Annotated in this window: 16 protein-coding genes, 2 tRNA genes and 2 pseudogenes; 14 read left to right on the top strand and 6 right to left on the bottom strand. The window is 60.8% G+C overall.

The genetic code is table 11. From position 1 onward, the window contains the following. Positions 1 to 5 precede the first annotated feature (5 nt). Both ACGI6K_RS13035 and ACGI6K_RS13030 read right to left on the bottom strand, forming a co-directional pair. Entirely contained in the window at positions 6 to 986 is a 981-nt protein-coding gene (locus ACGI6K_RS13035) for an SDR family NAD(P)-dependent oxidoreductase (protein WP_376942831.1), read from the bottom strand. A 107-nt stretch (positions 987 to 1,093) separates the two neighbouring features. Beyond that, positions 1,094 to 1,863: pseudogene (locus ACGI6K_RS13030) on the bottom strand (IclR family transcriptional regulator domain-containing protein). 124 nt (positions 1,864 to 1,987) lie between these two features. Here ACGI6K_RS13030 and ACGI6K_RS13025 point away from each other — a divergent pair. Further along, positions 1,988 to 2,722: pseudogene (locus ACGI6K_RS13025) on the top strand (FAD-binding protein); the annotation flags it as partial. A gap of 125 nt (positions 2,723 to 2,847) precedes the next feature. After that, on the top strand, positions 2,848 to 3,447 hold the full coding sequence (locus tag ACGI6K_RS13020; RefSeq protein WP_376942833.1) for a PA2778 family cysteine peptidase: 600 nt from the start codon (positions 2,848 to 2,850) through the stop codon (positions 3,445 to 3,447). Positions 3,448 to 3,458: 11 nt separating this feature from the next. On the opposite strand, the gene ACGI6K_RS13015 is transcribed toward ACGI6K_RS13020, so the two are convergent. Continuing rightward, positions 3,459 to 4,742, bottom strand: coding sequence for an NAD(P)/FAD-dependent oxidoreductase (locus ACGI6K_RS13015; protein ID WP_376942835.1), 1,284 nt, complete (start codon positions 4,740 to 4,742; stop codon positions 3,459 to 3,461). A gap of 172 nt (positions 4,743 to 4,914) precedes the next feature. Between ACGI6K_RS13015 and ACGI6K_RS13010 the strand changes: the two genes are divergently transcribed. The 12 genes from ACGI6K_RS13010 (at position 4,915) to ACGI6K_RS12955 (ending at position 15,081) form a co-directional block, all read left to right on the top strand. Next, positions 4,915 to 4,991: transfer RNA gene (locus ACGI6K_RS13010), tRNA-Val, on the top strand. Between the two features lie 130 nt (positions 4,992 to 5,121). Continuing rightward, positions 5,122 to 5,388 (top strand): hypothetical protein, encoded by a 267-nt coding sequence (locus ACGI6K_RS13005; RefSeq protein ID WP_376942837.1) that lies wholly within the window; start codon positions 5,122 to 5,124, stop codon positions 5,386 to 5,388. A gap of 103 nt (positions 5,389 to 5,491) precedes the next feature. Then, positions 5,492 to 5,710: a hypothetical protein gene (locus tag ACGI6K_RS13000; RefSeq protein WP_376942839.1), complete on the top strand. Its 219-nt coding sequence runs from the start codon at positions 5,492 to 5,494 to the stop codon at positions 5,708 to 5,710. Between the two features lie 1,824 nt (positions 5,711 to 7,534). Next, the gene (gene thrS, locus ACGI6K_RS12995; RefSeq protein WP_376942841.1) at positions 7,535 to 9,457 is read left to right on the top strand and encodes a threonine--tRNA ligase; all 1,923 of its coding nucleotides are present in this window, start codon (positions 7,535 to 7,537) and stop codon (positions 9,455 to 9,457) included. Further along, complete coding sequence (gene infC / locus ACGI6K_RS12990) at positions 9,457 to 10,008, top strand: translation initiation factor IF-3 (RefSeq protein ID WP_376942894.1); 552 nt, start codon at positions 9,457 to 9,459, stop codon at positions 10,006 to 10,008. The genes thrS and infC overlap by 1 nt, the downstream gene beginning before the upstream one ends. A 61-nt stretch (positions 10,009 to 10,069) precedes the next feature. After that, a complete protein-coding gene (rpmI, locus tag ACGI6K_RS12985; protein ID WP_012700656.1) occupies positions 10,070 to 10,264 on the top strand; it encodes a 50S ribosomal protein L35 in 195 nt (64 codons plus the stop codon). Between the two features lie 30 nt (positions 10,265 to 10,294). Next, positions 10,295 to 10,651: a 50S ribosomal protein L20 gene (gene rplT, locus ACGI6K_RS12980; protein ID WP_012700657.1), complete on the top strand. Its 357-nt coding sequence runs from the start codon at positions 10,295 to 10,297 to the stop codon at positions 10,649 to 10,651. Positions 10,652 to 10,849: 198 nt separating this feature from the next. Continuing rightward, entirely contained in the window at positions 10,850 to 11,866 is a 1,017-nt protein-coding gene (pheS, locus tag ACGI6K_RS12975) for a phenylalanine--tRNA ligase subunit alpha (RefSeq protein WP_376942844.1), read from the top strand. Positions 11,867 to 11,902: 36 nt separating this feature from the next. Then, complete coding sequence (gene pheT, locus ACGI6K_RS12970; protein ID WP_376942847.1) at positions 11,903 to 14,281, top strand: phenylalanine--tRNA ligase subunit beta; 2,379 nt, start codon at positions 11,903 to 11,905, stop codon at positions 14,279 to 14,281. Between the two features lie 3 nt (positions 14,282 to 14,284). After that, complete coding sequence (ihfA, locus tag ACGI6K_RS12965) at positions 14,285 to 14,587, top strand: integration host factor subunit alpha (protein WP_011913482.1); 303 nt, start codon at positions 14,285 to 14,287, stop codon at positions 14,585 to 14,587. After that, on the top strand, positions 14,568 to 14,924 hold the full coding sequence (locus tag ACGI6K_RS12960; protein ID WP_376942852.1) for a MerR family transcriptional regulator: 357 nt from the start codon (positions 14,568 to 14,570) through the stop codon (positions 14,922 to 14,924). Before ihfA ends, ACGI6K_RS12960 begins: the two co-directional genes overlap by 20 nt. 80 nt (positions 14,925 to 15,004) lie before the next feature. Then, positions 15,005 to 15,081 (top strand) — tRNA-Pro (locus tag ACGI6K_RS12955). Between the two features lie 87 nt (positions 15,082 to 15,168). On the opposite strand, the gene ACGI6K_RS12950 is transcribed toward ACGI6K_RS12955, so the two are convergent. The 3 genes from ACGI6K_RS12950 to ACGI6K_RS12940 all read right to left on the bottom strand — a co-directional run bounded on the left by ACGI6K_RS12950 (position 15,169) and on the right by ACGI6K_RS12940 (position 17,399). Next, positions 15,169 to 16,281 (bottom strand): tyrosine-type recombinase/integrase, encoded by a 1,113-nt coding sequence (locus ACGI6K_RS12950; protein ID WP_376942854.1) that lies wholly within the window; start codon positions 16,279 to 16,281, stop codon positions 15,169 to 15,171. Beyond that, entirely contained in the window at positions 16,281 to 16,496 is a 216-nt protein-coding gene (locus tag ACGI6K_RS12945; protein WP_072432536.1) for a hypothetical protein, read from the bottom strand. The genes ACGI6K_RS12950 and ACGI6K_RS12945 overlap by 1 nt, the downstream gene beginning before the upstream one ends. An 81-nt stretch (positions 16,497 to 16,577) precedes the next feature. Further along, positions 16,578 to 17,399, bottom strand: a complete 822-nt coding sequence (locus ACGI6K_RS12940) for a DUF2303 family protein (protein WP_376942856.1) — start codon at positions 17,397 to 17,399, stop codon at positions 16,578 to 16,580. Between the last annotated feature and the right edge of the window lie 28 nt (positions 17,400 to 17,427).

Genomic DNA, 17,427 nt, shown 5'->3' with positions numbered 1-17,427 from the left:
AGCGGTCATCCCGGGCGCCATGCCCGGCTCGGGATTCGCCAGAGCCGGATGCCGAGCGGAAGACCGATCGGGGCCAGGACCGGCAACGACGGCACGCCGCCGTTGTTGGCGCCCTCGCGCCAGCCGCCGTGGACGCTGTGCCCGTCGTACATCGGCTCGAACAGGGTGCCGCTGGTTTGTGCGCCTGGCTCACCGGCGAGAAAACCGCGATGGAGCATCCGGGTGTTGAACCGCGTCATCAGCCCAGGGACCGGGCGTTTCAGCAGGACGGTTGCGCGTCCGGCCCCGCCGACGACGGTTTCGGCATGCGGAGACCGTACCAGGTCCACGACCATGTGGGCGACCTTCTCCGGCCTGTGGACCGGCGGTGCGGCACGTACCCGGTACTGGCTGAAGTTGGCCATATGCTCGAAGCAGGGTGTATCGATGAGCGCGGGCAGGACAGTGCGGACATGGATGCTCGGCTGGCCCGACACTTCCTGGCGCAGGGCCTCGAAGAGGCCTCGCACAGCGAATTTGCTGGTGGCGTAGGCGGTAGAGTCCGGTTTGGCGAGGCCCCCGACGATGGAGGCGTCGTCGATCGAAATGCCGTGGCCCTGGGTGCGAAATTGGCGTATCGCCGCCTTGGTGCCGTACATGTAGCCGAAGACGTTGGTTTCGATCACTCGGCGCCAGGCCTCGGAAGGAATATCCTCCAGCCGGCCGAATACGCCGACTCCTACGTTGTTGAACCACAGGTCGAAGCGGACGATGGCCTGACGCGCCAGCTTTTCGACGTCCTCCTCGCGGCTCACGTCGGTGCCCAGGGCGAAGGCGCTGCCGCCCAGATCCCGGCACTGGCGCGCTACCTTTGCGAGCATCTCCGTGCGCCGGGCGGCGAGCAGGAGCCCGGCGCCGCGCTTGGCGAAGGCGTGGGCGGTGGCGCGGCCGATGCCGCTCGAGGCTGCGGTGAAGACGACGACCGTTCCAGTAGAGATCGGGTCCATAGCGTCCTCTATGGCTTGGGGGGTTGGAAGCCTTGCTTGCTGAGAGGGAACGATTGCTGCGGAAGTTCAAGGGCTGCTGACGGCCTGCCGGCCGCGAAGACCGGCTCTCAAAGGATTGGCCTGAGCAGACCTGGGCTGCGTACAGGGCGGGCAGGTGGCGCTCGTGCATCTCCTCCGGGCCCATCCGCGCGGCATGGGTGGTCAGCGTCAGGCTGGCCTTCATCTGTCCCTCGCGGTCGCGCAGCGGCACACCCAGCACGCGCATGCCCACCTCGTACTCCTGGTCCACCAGTGCGTGGCCGAGTTCGCCGATCCGGGCCAGTTCGGCGCGAATCGCCTCTACCAAGGTCAAGGTATAGGGCGTCGGGGCGCACAGTTCGACCAGCGCGAAATAGGCGTCCTGCGCGCCGGGGGGCAGCATGGCCAGCCACAGCCGGCCGCTCACCGTGCAGCAGTACATCGGCATCCGCGCGCAGGGACGGATCGATGGCGAGGCGATATGGCTGTAGCGGCTGCGCACGATGTGCACGATGTCGTCGCCGTCGCACATGCCCACCGAGACATGCTCCTGGGTGTTGCGCGCCACCTGCTCGACGATCGGCCGCAGCATGCGCGGTAGTTGCGCCAAATCCGCGTAGGCCTGGCCGATGCGCAGGGCCTTGGCGGTTAGCCAATAGTGGCGGCCGTCGGTTTCGGCGAAGCCGTCGTGGACCAGGGGCAGTAGGAAGCGCCGCACCGCACTCGGGGTCAGTCCGGAAAGGCTGGCCGCCTGCGGCACGCTGAGGCGCGGATGGCGTTCGGAGAACAGTTGCATCAGGGCTAAGCCCTTCTGCAGGCGGACAATCAGGTCGCGAGAATGGATGACGAACTCTTTCATGGGCGGTGAGTCATTTGCCGATTTGTTGCGATTAGCAAGCGGAAAGGCAAACGGGAACGTTGTTCCGGAAAATCCGTGGGCGCAGGATCGGGCTACAACAAATTCAAGAACTGGAGGCCCGTATGAGTCGCTGATCGTCGAGGACGGCGCGGTCAAGGGTGTGCTGATCGACTACCGGGGCCAGCGCCGGCGCGTGCTGGCGCGTAGCAGGGTGGTGCTGGCCTGCGGCGGTTTCGCCGCCGGCGCGCAGGCAGCCGACTTTCGGCCGAAGACCGACGTCCGGTACTGGAGCATGTCGCTGGAGAACAACGTCAGCGACGGCCCGCGCCTGGCCGCCAACTTTTTCTGGGTGCCGGTGCCGGTGCCGGTGTCGGTGTCGGTGTCGGTGCTGCGCAAGCTGGACGGCAGCCTGGAGCGCTTCCCGCACCTGGTCACCGACCGCGCCAAGCCGGGGGTGATCGCGGTCAACTGCGCCGGCCGGCGCTTCGTCAACGAGTCGAACTCCTACCACAGCTTCGTCGAGGCCATGTTCGCCGACGGTGGGGCCAACGCACTCTGCTGGCTGATCTGCAACAGCGAGGCGCTGAACAGGTACGGCATGGGCCTGGCCCGGCCGAAGCCGGTGGACAACTCGGCGCTGATCGAGGCCGGCTACCTGCTGCGCGCCGACGACATCGACGGGCTAGCGCGAGCCATGGGCGCGGACCGGGCTGCCCTGCAACGGACGCTGGAACGCTACAACGCCGATGCCCGGCGGAATCTCGACCGGGAATTCGGCAAGGGCGGCAACTCCTACAACCGCTACATGGGTGACCCGCTGCACCAGCCCAATCCCTGTATCGCGCCGCTGCGCAAAGCGATGGCAATGGAGGTGGAAGGTTCCGTCTAGAATGGCCGTTCTTTGCAACGAGACGGGCTGACGATCATATGCGAGACATTCTCTCCTCTTTCCATTGCGAGTCCGCCGCAGCCGGGGGCGAACAGGTGGAAAGTGTCCGTAATGCGATCCCGGCGATCCTGCTCTTCGGGCTGTTCGCACTGTTGTCGGCCTGCACGCGTATTCCCGTGCTGCCGGCGGAGACGGCAAGCCTGCCCGAACGGGTCGAGCTGACCGGCGTGCCTTTCTATCCGCAGAGCGATTACCAGGGTGGGCCGGCGGCGCTGACGAGCATGCTCAACCAGCGCGGCCTGGAGACTTCGCCGGGATTGCTCAGGGCTCAGCTGCAGCATCTGGATCGCGAGGACGCCATGGCGACGGAGCTGGAGGCCGCTGCCCGTCGCCTCGGGATGCAGGTCTTTCCCCTGGCGCCGCGACTGGAGAGCGTGCTGGTCGAGGTGGCGGCCGGCAACCCGGTGCTGGTGCTGCAGCATCCGGGCCTGAGCTGGCGGGGGCCGAGCCGGCAATTCGCCGTGGTGATAGGGTTCGACCGGCGCGAGCAGCAGCTCGTCCTGCGCTCGGGAACCACGCGCCGCCTGATCGCCAGTTTCGCCGACTTCGACCGTGGCTGGGCGAAGGGCGGGCGCTGGGCCGTATTGACGCTACCCGCCGACCGGCTGCCGGCGACGGCGCATGGGCATCCCTGATCCGCAGCCGATCAGACGCCCAACTGGTCCCGGAGGTTGTAGTACCAGGCGCCCAGGGCGGTGAACGGCACGCGCAGCAGCCGGCCGCCAGGGAAAGGGTAATGCGGCAGCGCGGCGAAGGCGTCGAAGCGTTCGGCCTGGCCGCGCAGGGCCTCGGCGAGCAGTTTGCCGGCCAGATGGGTATAGGTGACGCCGTGGCCACTGCAGCCCTGGGAGTAATAGACGTTGTCGCCGATCCGTCCGACTTGGGGCAGCCTGGAGAGGGTGAGCAGGAAATTGCCGCTCCAGGCGTAGTCGATCTTCACTTGCCGCAATTGCGGAAAGGTCCTGAGCATCTTCGGTCGGATGATGGCAATGATGTCTTGGGGATCGCGGGCACCGTAGATGACGCCACCGCCGTAGATGAGTCGTCGTTCGGCCGAGAGCCGATAGTAGTCCAGCAGGTAATTGCAGTCCTCGACGCAGTAGTCCTGTGGCAGCAGGCTGGCTGCCAGCGTCTCGTCCAGGGGTTCCGTGGCGATCACCTGGGTGCCGCAGGGCATCGATTTGGCCGCCAGTTCCGGAACCAAGTCGTTCAGGTAGGCATTGCCGGCCAATATGACGAATTTCGCCCTGACCCTTCCCGCGGGAGTGTGTACCAGTGGTTCGGCGCCGTATTCGATGCGCACGGCAGGCGATTGCTCATAGATGGCGCCGCCGAGGGCTTCCACCGCAGCGGCTTCGCCGAGGGCCAGGTTGAGCGGATGGATGTGCCCGCCGCTCCTGTCCAGCATGCCACCCACATAGCGCTGGCTGCCCACTACCGCGCGAATGTCCCGTTCGTCCAGCGGCTCCAACTGGTCATGGCCGTAGCGCTCCCAGAGTTTCTTCTGTGCTTGCAGATGGGCCATTTGCCGACTGGTGAAGGCGGCGAATACGCCACCGTCCTTCAGATCGCACGGGATGTTATAGCGGGCGACGAGCGCACGCAGGATACGTCCGCCCTCGAAGGCCATGTCGCCGACCAGCCGGGCCTGCTCGGTGGGCAGGTTGCGCTCGATCACGTCGATGTCGCGGCTGTAGCTGTTGACGATCTGCCCACCGTTGCGTCCCGAAGCGCCGAAGCCGACCTTGGCCGCCTCCAGCAGAACAACGCGAAAGCCGCTCTCCAGTAGGAACAATGCGCTGGACAATCCGGTATAGCCCGCACCGACGACGCAGACGTCGGTTTCGACCTCCCCGAAGAGCCGCGGACGCTGCGGGGCGGGGGTGGCCGTGGCGGCGTAATAGGAAAGGGGGTAATCGGTATGCGCCATCTTGCTGCTCCCTAATCCGATGTTCGATATCGACCCGATGCTACCGAAGCGGTCTTGCTCAGGCTAGCGCGTCGGAATCCTGGCATGGCGGGGAAAAATCCTTTTTTTCAGTCGGTTACCGAAAAAAGTGTTGACAGGGAAGAGCGAGTCCGTAAAATGCGCGGCCATCGACAGGCACATAGCTCAGTTGGTTAGAGCACCACCTTGACATGGTGGGGGTCGTTGGTTCGAGTCCAATTGTGCCTACCAAACAAAACCCGCATTGCGCGGGGCTTAGAAGGCGATCCGAAAGGGTCGCCTTTTTGTTTTTCCAGATATTTTCCAGCGTTTCCCGGACTTTGTCGGCCATGGCGTCAAATCTGCCTGGACACGCCGGTGAATGACTCCCTCTTTGTCGTGGCTTATCGGTGGTCATTTCTTCCACCGTGCGCTTTTTTCATTCTCGTCAATGGTTGTGGTGGATACGCTCCCGTGTTCCGAATCGGTGCGGGTTCTAGCTGGTGGCGAGGCGCAGCAATTCTTCGCCCTTGGTGCGACCTCCGGTTTGTCCTGGCTGCTCGGGATGCCTATGGCATTCGCGAGCTGTCATTTCGCCGGTTTTATTTCCCGTCCATCGTACATTTCGATTTGTGTGCTGGTTCCCTGAAAGCGGAGAGCTTCGTTGATAAGCTGAAAAGTCCTCTCCTAATATGGCAATCAGGGGGTTCCAAATGTTGCTTACGGGAGTCGTAGTGGGGAACCACCGGACTATGCCGCGCTATGCCATCCAGACCGAGGAGGGATATGTGATTGTCGATGTGGAAAGCGGTGATCTGGCTTTTCAGCATGTGGTCATCGGCGAGCGGAGCGCTATCGAAGAATACGGACATGCGACCATGCTCAATCACTCGACCGGCGAAACCGTCAAGGTATTCGTCGAGGCGGTAAAGGCCACCAGGGAGTTCGCCATACGGTTGCTGCGCGAGTGAGTCCTGCTGTCAGGTTCGGGCTGTGCCGAGTCGACCGGGCGTTGCTCGCATCACCTTGGCGGCTGGTTTGCAGCCATCGAGTCTTCGTTCGATACCGTGCTTCCGCAAGGCACTTGTCGCTGCGAGCCAATTTGCGAAGCGGCTATGAAGGCTTACGGCCGGCATGGGGAAAGGGGTGTGGCCGGTTACGCCGGCCAGGCGGGCACTCTGTCGCCATTGGCGTGCCTGCCAACAAGGAGCAGGAGCGGATGTCCCTTGGCTTGCGGATTACTCGAACCGACTGCGCGCTTTGCCGGGGCCGTTAAACCCGGCGGGCCACCCTTAGCAATGGCCAGCTGACACTGACGGCATGCCGATCCGCCGACGGTATTCAAAGAATAGCCTCTTAGTACGGAACGCCCAGGCTGGCGCCAGCTTTCTTGTTTGCCGGATCGAATGATCCGCAGGAATTCGGCTCTGCGCGAAATCGTCGGTCCGCTCGGCAGAACGCTCTTTGGGAGAAGGAGGAGGTGCTGGAGGATGCGGCCGGTTACGCTAGCCAGTCGGGCACTCCGCCGCTGCTGGTGTGCCTGCCAACTGGGTAGGCGAATCAGCCTCGGCTTGCAGATTACTCGAACCAATTGCGCGTCTTGCCGGAGCCAGGAGCTCCTGCGTGGCTACTATCTTGAGTATGCCGACTGGCGCCGCTGGTATGCCGATCTGCCCACGGATGTTGCAAATCTTGCCGGTGCCCGTCATCGCAGATGAGTGGGGTAATGGCCGTCTTTCCGGCCTGTCATCTGCTCTGTCGCCAGCTGCGCAAATACAGCCCGTATAGGGGATATGGAATAAGAACCCTAGGCTTGCGGATTACTCGAACCTGCAGCGTGCTTTCACAGCCCCTACTAAAAGGTGGTTCAGCTAACACTGCTGGCATGCCGATCCGCCGGCGGCTGACCCTCATGATAACCTGCTGATGCGAGAAAATGTTGTTTTAATAATAATATTTTGTCCTAAATTTTGTTTTTTAAGAAGAAATTCATCTTTTATTTTTGTTTTTTTCCGTTTGCTAGTGGCTTGCCCGTCGTTCGATGAGGCGGGCGGCCTTTATTCGTCACTCCTGTCGCCGCGCTGCGATGGTTGAAGTCAAGCGGTGTCCGATTTGGTGCAGGCGAAGAAAGCTGTCGCTTGGCGGTCGGATGCTGAGTTGATGTGATTGAGTTATTGCGCGGCGCGGCGTTGCCGGAGAGCGGAGGCGAGGGACGACGGCTTGGGAGGGCCAGGCGCGATCGGGTTCTTTGAGTTTGAATTAGGTACCCGACGATTCGATAGCTGATCGACCTGCATCGATCAACCCGGCTGACAGGCCGGGAGAGTCTGCCGGGGAACTCTTTTCCGTTCTCCGGGTGCGCCCTCGGGGATGCTCGAATTCTTATTTTTTGGCTATCACGGCGTTTTTCAAGGGAAATGCGGCACCAAATTCATTGAATTCATGCTAGAGTGCGCGCAATTCGATCAAGCGATCGGGTCCGCTTTCCCTTTCTGTTCGATACATAAAGATAAATAGCCTGCCTTCGCCTTGATGCGATGGCCTGCTCTCGTTCGATTGGATTCACCAAAAATGTAAATGAAAAGGCCGCGAAAAAACCTTTTATAGGCTGCTTGCCAAATGGTTCGGCTTTCTGAAAGATCCCTCAGTTTTTACTTCCAGTGACTCCGGTTTGCTCGGATCGGGCCCTTTGGGCTCCTGCCAACGTGAGGCAGGCATATCCGACGGATCGCTTTACTGGCTCATCCCAACCCATGTGGCCTTTGGTAGGGGTCACCACTAGGAGAGGAGGCGCCATGCCCATCATCACTCTTCCCGATGGCAGTCAGCGTACATTCGATCATCCCGTTTCGGTCGCCGAGGTCGCCCAGTCCATCGGTGCCGGTCTGGCCAAGGCCACTGTAGCCGGCAAGGTAGATGGCAAACTGGTCGATGCCTGCGATCTGATCGATCATGATGCGATCCTGCAGATCATCACTCCGAAGGATGAGGAGGGGGTCGAGATCATTCGCCACTCCTGTGCGCATCTGGTCGGCCATGCGGTCAAGCAGTTGTATCCGACGGCGAAGATGGTGATCGGCCCGGTGATCGACGAGGGTTTCTATTACGATATTGCCTACGAGCGTCCTTTCACGCCGGAAGATGTGGCGGCCATCGAGCAGCGTATGCGCGAACTGATCGACAGGGACTACGATGTCGTCAAGAAGATGACCCCGCGCGAGCAGGTGATCGAGGTGTTCAAGTCCCGTGGCGAGGACTACAAGCTGCGCCTGATCGACGACATGCCTGACGAGAAGGCGATGGGACTGTATTACCATGAGGAATACGTCGACATGTGTCGCGGTCCGCATGTGCCGAATACCCGTTTCCTCAAGGCCTTCAAATTGACCAAGCTGTCCGGCGCCTACTGGCGCGGCGACGCCAAGAATGAGCAGTTGCAGCGCGTCTATGGCACCGCCTGGGCGGACAAGAAGCAGTTGGCTGCCTATATCCAGCGCATCGAGGAAGCTGAGAGGCGCGACCACCGCAAGCTCGGCAAGCGTCTTGACCTGTTCCATACCCAGGAAGAGGCGCCGGGCATGGTCTTCTGGCATCCCAATGGCTGGACCATCTATCAGGTGCTCGAGCAGTACATGCGCGCCGTCCAGCGGGAAAATGGCTATCTGGAGATCAAGACGCCTCAGGTGGTCGATCGCGTGCTTTGGGAGAAGTCCGGGCATTGGGCCAACTATGCCGAGAACATGTTTACCACCGAATCGGAAAGCCGCGACTACGCAATCAAGCCGATGAATTGTCCTTGCCATGTGCAGGTGTACAACCAGGGCCTGAAGAGCTATCGCGAATTGCCGTTGCGCCTGGCCGAGTTCGGTGCCTGTCACCGTAACGAGCCGTCGGGTGCACTGCACGGCATCATGCGGGTGCGAAGCTTTACCCAAGACGATGCCCATATCTTCTGTACCGAAGAGCAGATGCGGGCCGAGTCCGCCGCCTTCATCAGGCTGACCCAGCAGGTCTATGCCGATTTCGGTTTCCAGGACATCCAGTTGAAGCTGTCCACCCGGCCGGAAAGACGTGTCGGTTCCGACGAGCTTTGGGATCGTGCCGAGCAGGCACTGGCTGCAGCCTTGGAGAGCGCCGGCCTGCCTTACGAGTTGCAGCCGGGGGAAGGGGCTTTCTATGGGCCGAAAATCGAGTTTTCCCTGAAAGACTGCTTGGGGCGTGTTTGGCAGTGCGGTACCTTGCAACTAGACTTCAACCTGCCGGTTCGTCTCGGGGCCGAGTATGTCAGCGAGAATAACGAGCGCCAGCATCCGGTGATGTTGCACCGTGCCATCCTGGGTTCTTTCGAGCGCTTCATCGGTATTCTGATCGAGCATTACGAAGGCGCTTTCCCTGCTTGGCTTGCACCGACCCAGGCGGTAATCATGAACATCACCGACAAGCAGGGCGAATTTGCACTCGAGGTCGAGCGGACACTCAATCAAGGTGGTTTCCGCGCCAAGTGCGACTTGAGAAACGAAAAGATCGGTTTTAAAATTCGCGAGCATACTTTGCTCAAGGTTCCCTATCTCTTGGTGATCGGAGATCGGGAGGTCGAGACGCACTCCGTAGCTGTACGTACCCGTGAAGGAGTCGATCTGGGCACGATGCCCGTCGAGCAATTCCGTGAGATGCTGGCGCAGGCAGTTGCCCGGCGTGGTCGCCAAGAATTGGAGTAATCATTATTAAGCGTGAAATGAGACAAGATAGAAAAGCTCAACCGAAGGCTCCGATCAACGAGAATATCTCGGCACGCGAGGTTCGGTTAATTGGAGTGGACGGTGAGCAGATTGGCATCGTCTCGATTGATGAAGCGCTTCGTGTAGCGGAAGAAGCCAAGCTGGATCTGGTGGAGATTTCCGCAGATGCAGTACCGCCCGTATGTCGGATCATGGACTACGGCAAGCACCTGTTCGAGAAGAAAAAGCAGGTCGCTGCGGCGAAAAAGAATCAGAAGCAAGTCCAGATCAAGGAAATCAAGTTCCGTCCCGGAACTGAGGAAGGGGATTACCAGGTAAAACTACGCAACCTGGTACGTTTCCTTAACGAAGGGGACAAGGCCAAGGTATCCCTGCGATTCCGTGGCCGCGAGATGGCCCACCAGGAGTTGGGCATGGAGCTGTTGAAGCGGGTCGAAAACGATCTCGCCGAATTCGGCACCGTGGAACAGCATCCGAAGTTGGAAGGACGCCAACTGATGATGGTCATCGCCCCGAAAAAACGAAAATAACCTCCAGGGCACTGGCAGGCCTTGTGGTTATGTGTATTGACTGAATGCGGAGTATCCGAACATGCCAAAGATGAAAACCAAGAGTGGTGCCAAGAAACGCTTCAAGCCGACTGCAAGTGGTTTCAAGCACAAGCACGCTTTCAAGAGCCATATCCTGACCAAGATGACGACCAAGCGTAAGCGCCAACTGCGCGGCACTTCGTTGATGCACCCGTCCGACGTTGCCAAAGTCGAACGCATGCTGCGCGTTCGTTAATTCCGGTCAAGACTGCAGAGGTAATTACTCATGGCTCGTGTCAAGCGTGGCGTCATCGCTCGTCGCCGTCACAAGAAAATCCTGAAACTCGCCAAGGGCTACTATGGTGCGCGTTCCCGCGTATTCCGCGTCGCCAAGCAGGCGGTGATCAAGGCCGGCCAGTACGCCTACCGTGACCGCCGTCAGCGCAAGCGTCAGTTTCGTGCCCTGTGGATCGCCCGTATCAATGCCGGTGCCCGTCAGAACGGTCTGTCCTACAGCCGTCTGATCGCCGGCCTGAAGAAGGCGACCATCGAGATCGACCGCAAGGTTCTGTCCGATCTGGCAGTGAACGAAAAAGCGGCGTTCGCCGCGATTGTCGAGAAGGCCAAAGCCGTCCTGGCTTGATCCCTCGATAGTCCCGGGCATTGCCCGGTACCGAGCGTCACCTATAGGGGAAGAGCCTAGTGCTCTTCCCCTATTTCGTATTTGAGAAGGGGCTTTTGCAAAGCCGACCCTTGCGTTTCTGGCGGGCCGCCTGCTGAGGCGGGATCGAACTGGGCGTCAAGGTCAAGATAGTTCTGCAAGACCCCCTGGAGGTTGCACATGGAAAACCTGGATGCACTGGTCGCGCAAGCGCTTGAGGCCGTGCAACATAGCGAAGACGTCAATGCCCTGGAGCAACTCCGGGTCCATTACCTTGGCAAGAAGGGCGAACTGACCCAGTTGATGCAGACGCTCGGCAAGCTTTCGGCCGAGGAGCGCCCGAAGGCCGGTGCCCTGATCAATACTGCCAAGAACAGCGTTCAGGAAGCCCTCAATACGCGTAAGGCCGATCTCGAGTCCGCAGCGCTGACCGCCAGGTTGGCCGCCGAGCGTATCGATGTCACGCTGCCGGGGCGTGGCCAGGCTTCCGGAGGTCTGCATCCGGTGACCCGTACCCTCGAGCGCGTCGAGCAATTCTTCACTCGCATCGGCTATAGCGTCGCCGAAGGCCCCGAAGTCGAGGACGATTACCACAACTTCGAGGCGCTCAACATCCCCGGCCACCATCCTGCTCGGGCGATGCACGACACTTTCTATTTCAATGCCAATATGCTGCTGCGTACCCATACCTCGCCGGTTCAGGTGCGCACCATGGAAAGTAGCCAGCCACCCATCCGCATCGTCTGTCCGGGACGTGTCTATCGTTGCGACTCGGATATCACCCACTCGCCGATGTTCCATCAGGTCGAGGGGCTGTTGATCGACGAGGGTATCAGTTTCGCCGACCTCAAGGGCACCATCGAGGAGTTCCTCCGGGTGTTCTTCGAGAAACCGCTGGGCGTGCGCTTCCGGCCTTCGTTCTTTCCTTTCACCGAGCCGTCGGCCGAAGTCGACATGCAGTGCGTGATATGCGGCGGGCATGGTTGCCGGGTGTGCAAGCACACCGGCTGGCTGGAAGTGATGGGCTGCGGCATGGTGCATCCCAATGTGCTGCGCATGTCCGGCATCGATCCGGAGAAATACCAAGGCTTCGCCTTCGGTATGGGCGTTGAGCGTCTGGCCATGCTGCGTTATGGCGTCAACGACCTGCGCCTGTTCTTCGACAACGATCTGCGCTTCCTCGCGCAATTCCGCTAGGGCCGCGACCGTAACCGAATTCTTTGGGAGAACAGGATGAAATTCAGCGAACAATGGCTGCGGGACTGGGTCAATCCGCAGGTGTCCCGCGATGAACTGGTGGCTCGCCTGTCCATGGCCGGTCTCGAAGTGGACAGCGTCGCCCCTGTGGCGGGCGATTTCAGCGGTGTGGTGGTGGGCGAGATTCTTTCCACCGAGCCGCATCCCGACGCCGACAAGTTGCGAGTTTGTCGGGTCGGCAACGGCAGTGAGGTTTTCCAGGTGGTCTGCGGCGCGCCCAATGCCCGGCCGGGGATCAAAATCCCCTTCGCGATGCTCGGTGCGGTACTGGGCGAGGACTTCAAGATCAAGAAGGCCAAGCTGCGCGGTGTCGAATCCTTCGGCATGCTTTGTTCGGCGGCCGAGCTCAAGATCAGCGAGGAAAACGATGGGTTGCTGGAGCTACCGGCCGATGCGCCGTTGGGGCTGGACATCCGCACCTACCTCAATCTGGAAGATGCCAGCATCGAGGTGGACCTGACCCCCAACCGTGGTGATTGTCTGTCCCTAGCCGGATTGGCTCGCGAGGTAGGGGCTCTCTACTCTGTCCCGCTCAGGCGTCCGGCGATCGCCGCCGTGCCGCCAGTACATGACGAGGTCCGTCCTGTCGAAGTGCTGGCTCCCCAGGCATGTCCACGCTATCTCGGGCGGGTGGTGCGCAACGTCGAGCTGTCACGGCCGACTCCGCCGTGGATGGTCGAGCGTTTGCGCCGTTCCGGTGTCCGTACTATCGACCCTGCGGTCGATGTGACCAATTATGTGATGCTCGAACTGGGACAACCGATGCACGCTTTCGATCTCGCCGAGATTCAGGGCGGCATCCGTGTGCGCATGGCCGACGAGGGGGAGAAACTGATCCTGCTCGATGGGCAGGAGGTCAGCCTGCGTGCCGACACCCTGGTGATCGCGGACCACCAGCGTGCCCTGGCGATCGCCGGAGTGATGGGGGGCGAGCACAGTGGTGTTTCCTGCACTACCCGCGACCTGTTCCTGGAAAGCGCCTTCTTCGACACTATTGCCATTGCCGGCAAGGCGCGATCCTATGGTCTGCATACCGATGCCTCGCATCGCTTCGAACGTGGTGTCGACTGGCAACTGGCTCGCGAAGCAATGGAGCGTGCCACTGCGTTGTTGCTGGAGATCGTCGGTGGCGAGCCCGGGCCCGTCGTCGAGGTGGTCGATTCGTCGAACCTTCCGAAAGTTGCACCGATCACTCTGCGTGCCGGGCGCATCGAGCAGATGCTTGGCATGCCTGTGGAGCCGGGCGAAGTGGAGCGCTCACTCGTCGCCCTGGGGCTGAAGGTCAGTGGCGGGGCTTCTGGCGAGTGGCGGATCGAAGTACCCAGTCATCGTTTCGATATCGCCCTTGAAGTGGACCTGATCGAAGAGCTGGGTCGCCTGCATGGTTACGACAATCTGCCGGTCCGCTATCCGCAGGCACGTCTGGCCCCGCAGGCTCGTGCCGAGGCCCGCAGCGAGCTGCCGATGTTGCGCCGTCTGCTGGTTGCCCGCGGTTATCAGGAGGCGATCACTTACAGCTTCATTGACCCCAAACTGTTCGAGCTCTTCACTCCGGGCGTCAAGCCGCTGACCCTAGCCAATCCTATTTCTGCGGACATGGCGGCCATGCGGGCCTCGCTCTGGCCAGGGCTAGTCAGGGCGCTACAGCACAACCTGAACCGGCAGCAGTCCAGAGTGCGTCTGTTCGAGAGTGGGTTGCGCTTCGTCGGCCAATTGGACAACCTCATGCAGGAGGCCGTACTGGCCGGTGTGGTCATTGGCAGCCGCTTGCCGGAAAGTTGGAGTCATGACCGTGAGGCGGTGGATTTTTATGATGCCAAGGCGGATGTGGAAGCCTTGATCGCTGCCGCCGGCGCCGTCGATGAATACCGCTTCGTCAGTGGCGAGCATCCAGCCCTACATCCAGGGCAGACCGCGCGGATTGAGCGTGCGGGGCGCTTGGTCGGCTTCCTAGGTGCCCTGCATCCCGAGCTGGGCAAAGTACTGGGGCTGGACCAGCCACTCTTCTTGTTCGAGCTGGTCCTGGCGGAAATCGCAGCCGGCCGCCTGCCGGCTTTCCATGAGCTTTCGCGTTTCCCCGAGGTCCGCCGTGACCTCGCTCTGATCGTCGACCGCGATACTCCGGCAGAGGCGGTGCTGCAAACCATTCGCGAAGCGGCGGGGGAATACCTGACCGATCTTCGGCTGTTCGATGTCTATCAGGGTAAAGGTATTGATCCGCAACGAAAAAGCCTGGCCGTCGGCTTGACCTGGCAACATCCATCGCGCACTCTTAACGATGATGAGGTGAATAGTACAACCCAGAATATCCTCGCCTCTCTGGAAGAAAGGTTTAATGCGACGTTAAGGAAGTAGTGTATGGGGGCTCTGACGAAAGCTGAGATGGCAGAACGTCTCTACGAGGAGCTTGGCCTGAACAAGCGGGAAGCCAAGGAATTGGTGGAGCTGTTCTTCGAGGAAATCCGCCAGGCACTGGAGCACAACGAACAGGTCAAATTGTCCGGCTTTGGCAATTTCGACTTGCGCGACAAGCGCCAGCGGCCCGGTCGCAACCCCAAAACGGGGGAGGAAATCCCGATTACGGCACGGCGTGTCGTCACCTTTCGTCCAGGGCAGAAGCTGAAAGCTAGGGTTGAGGCCTATGCTGGAACCAAGCCATAACGACGAGTTACCGCCCATCCCCGGGAAGCGTTACTTCACCATTGGCGAGGTTAGCGAGCTCTGCGCGGTCAAGCCGCACGTATTGCGATACTGGGAACAGGAATTCCCTCAGATCAATCCGGTCAAGCGCCGAGGCAATCGTCGCTATTATCAACGCCAGGATGTCTTGATGATCCGGCATATCCGAGCTCTGCTGTACGAGCAGGGCTTCACTATCGGTGGGGCACGCCTGCGTCTTTCCGGCGATGAGGCCAGGGAAGAGACGACCCAGTATCGGCAATTGATCCGTCAGACGGTTGCCGAGTTAGAGGATGTCCTTCAGGTCTTGCGCAAGTAGTCGTAGCCGCAAAAAAACTTCCATTTTTCAGAAGCTTAATATATAGTTCAACCCGCTCCAGCGAGCTGGGGCGGAAGAGTCGGGGCGTAGCGCAGCCTGGTAGCGCACTTGCATGGGGTGCAAGGGGTCGAGTGTTCGAATCACTCCGTCCCGACCAAAAATATCAACGGGATCAGTAGCTTATGGCTCTGGTCCCGTTTCCATTTGTGGCCTTGCGCAAAACCGGCGCAAAATGCGCGCAAAACTATCTGGCGATTTCGCCAATATCGAGGTCTGGAACAGCATCCGACCAAACCACATCAGCATGGCCGCGCTGATAGTTCCTCGTCATCTCTTCGCTCGCATGCCCAGCGATCTTCTGTCCGTCCTTTCCGGCCTTCTTGTAGAGGTGCAGGGATAGGGCGCGAATCTCATGGAACCCTGGTTGTTCCTCCTCTTTCCAGTCCGCATAGCATCCTGCCTCGTCCCTGGCGTCCTTGAATGCCCTGGTCAGGTAGCGCTCCTCGATCTTCGTCCAGTGCTCCTTCTGCTCGGCCTGCTTCTGGCGCTTGCGCTCCGGCCGGCGGTGGATCAGGAATGGGGAGGGCACGTTGTCCCTGCACCGACTGATGACCTCCTGCAGTTGCGGCGTGACCCTGAACCTGATCCATGCCGCGTCGCTGGCTTTGGCTGTCTTCTGCTGGATGACGTAGAGGAATCCATCGCGGATGTCGTCGAACCGCATGCTGAGGATGTCGGTCCGTCGCTGGGCGGTGATCAGCGCTAGGTCGATTGCGTTCTGCAGCCAGGCCGGAGACTTCTCTCGGATTGCGCGCAGCCCATCTACGGTGTGCCGACGGCGCTGCTTCCTCTCGATCTTCGGGATTGTGTTGGCCGCTGGGTTGTCAGGGCACAGCCCCTTTGCTGCGGCGTGGTTGAACACGTCGACAAGTAGGGCTCGGGCCTGATTCGCCGCCCTGGGCGTCAAGCTGTCCAGCAGCTCGGCAACCATTCGAATGGTGATCTCGTCGACAGCTTTCCCCTCGAACGCCTTGCGGAACTGCCGGAACCGTACTGCGTACAGGTCAAGCGTGCCCTTGGCCAACTCCCTTGGCGGCAAAACCTCGCGCTCGTAGGTGTCGAGGAAGCTGCTAAACGAGTCAGATGCTACCCCCTGCACCTTCGACACGAGGTCGGCGCCCCGCATGAAGGTCAGGTTGAGCTGCTTCGCGGCGTCTATCGCCTTGGCGCGGTCGGTGCCGAACTGGAACCACTTCCCGTCGCTCGGCCGGCGGTACCGGTATGTGCCGCGGCGAGCGTCGAAGTAGAGGTTCTGCGGCAGACTACGATTGGCCTTGTTGCGTGGACGAGGGGGCATTACGCCACTCCTTTCAGGACCATGGCCACCAGGTCGCTGCTGGTCGTCGATCGACTGAACGCCGTCCAGTCCACATACCATAGCTTGCCGATCTGCTCGCCCGGCAGTACGCCGTTGCGGATCTGGTTCCTGATTGCCTGGGAGCACATGGGGGTTCCATTGTCGCCCCAGCGTCGCCGCTGGAACTCGCTGATCTTGATCAGCTCCCGTTTCATAGGCAAAACTCTCCCTCCCGGCGCGGCTTGGCCGGGGAGTGTGGGCGCACCGTTGCGCGGTGCGCCATGCTGCTTGGCGGATTACTTGCCCGGGTTGAATGTGCCGAGGGTTAGGGTTGCGGTGTCGCCGATCTCGCTGGCCAGGACGGCCTTGAACTCGTTGGCGATTTCTTCGCGGGCCTGTTCCTCACCGACCCAACGGGGCTTGAGCACGGGTTTTTCGCCGCTGGTGAGGATCGACAGGCGCAGGGTGATGACGCGCTTGCCGAGGCCTTCATAGGGGATGCAGGTGAAGTGCAGGGCGCCCGGTAGGGTTTCCTGGCTCTTGGCCTCGATGGCATCCATTGCGCTGCGCTGGGCGGCGAAGTTCGCCTCGACGTGGGTGCGTTCGCTGGCGGACTTGATGGTGATGTTGCGCACGGCGGCGATGGCCTGGACGGTGCTCATCTGCTCGCCGGATTCGCTTTCGGCCAGCAGGTTAGCGTGCCAGTCCTCCATCCACTCGGCGAGGGCCTTTTGACTGAGCGGCTCGCCGGCGATCGCCTGCACGGCGGAGTAGGCGGCGGTTGGCTTGAGGGTCAGGGTGGCGGTGTCGTCGGCGTGGCCTGGGCTGGTTTCGTCACCCAGGTTGAAGAACACAACGCAGCGCATGGCATCCTGGTCGACGAAGCCCTTGGCAGGGTCAATGCCGCGACGGTCGATCACGTAGCCGGCAAAGTCTGCCAGGCTGGTGGTGCTCAGGGCGCCGCGAAAGCGGGAGCGCCCGTGCTGATACTTTTCCATGTCGACCATGGAGAAGGAGCCCGGAAGGATAGCCACTGGGGTGTGGGTTTCCGGGGTTCCGCCGGCGGCGGCGACGGCGTTGTCGATGATGATCTGCAGCGCTTCTTTACTGAGAGGCATGATGTGTTCCTGGTGGTTTTGCTTTGCG

This window comes from Azorhizophilus paspali, from assembly GCF_043587585.2.
In the GTDB taxonomy this organism is placed as follows: domain Bacteria; phylum Pseudomonadota; class Gammaproteobacteria; order Pseudomonadales; family Pseudomonadaceae; genus Azotobacter; species Azotobacter paspali.
This window is presented reverse-complemented; position numbering and strand designations above follow the sequence as displayed.